This is a genomic window from Vibrio sp. 1288, from assembly GCF_033344475.1.
Genome location: NZ_JAWPOX010000610.1, coordinates 1 through 661, shown reverse-complemented (window position 1 = coordinate 661; position 661 = coordinate 1). Strand labels below are relative to the sequence as shown.

Below are 661 nucleotides of genomic sequence, written 5' to 3'. Positions count from 1 at the left end.
CCGCGAATGGATGGAGAACAACGTTCGCAAACTAACGCCATTCTCTCAGCTACCTGAAGATCAAGTGGGTGAGCGAAGCTTCGATGAAGATTTGCTTAAGACCTATCAAAAGCAATTCGCTATGACCAATGAAGAAGTGGATCAGGTGCTGCGTGTACTTGGCGATATGGGTCAAGAAGCCGTAGGCTCTATGGGCGATGACACGCCAATGGCAGTACTGTCTTCGAAAGAGCGTTTGGTTACCGATTACTTCCGCCAGAAGTTTGCTCAGGTCACCAACCCGCCTATCGATCCACTACGTGAAAAGCATGTTATGTCGTTAGCCACCAGTATAGGTCAGGAGATGAACGTCTTCTGTGAAACCGACGGCCACGCGCATCGAGTGACATTTGATTCTCCAGTGCTACTTTACTCTGACATGCAGCAGTTGCTTGAGCTGGATGACGATCACTACCGCAATACCATTCTCGACATAAACTACGATCCACAAGAGAAAGATCTCAAACAAGCGATCGATAACTTATGTGATCAAGCTGAACAAGTGGTGCGAGAAGGTACCGTTTTAGTGGTTCTTTCCGACCGCGCGTTAGTCAAAGGCAAATTGCCAATTCCAGCCGCCATGGCTGTCGGCGCCGTGCAAACTCGCTTAGTTACAGCCAAC

General features: G+C 48.9%; 1 protein-coding gene. It reads left to right on the top strand.

The genetic code is table 11. The features are described from left to right. Positions 1–661 (top strand): glutamate synthase central domain-containing protein (locus tag R8O11_RS28320; protein ID WP_318195009.1); only part of this gene is annotated, 661 nt, incomplete at both ends.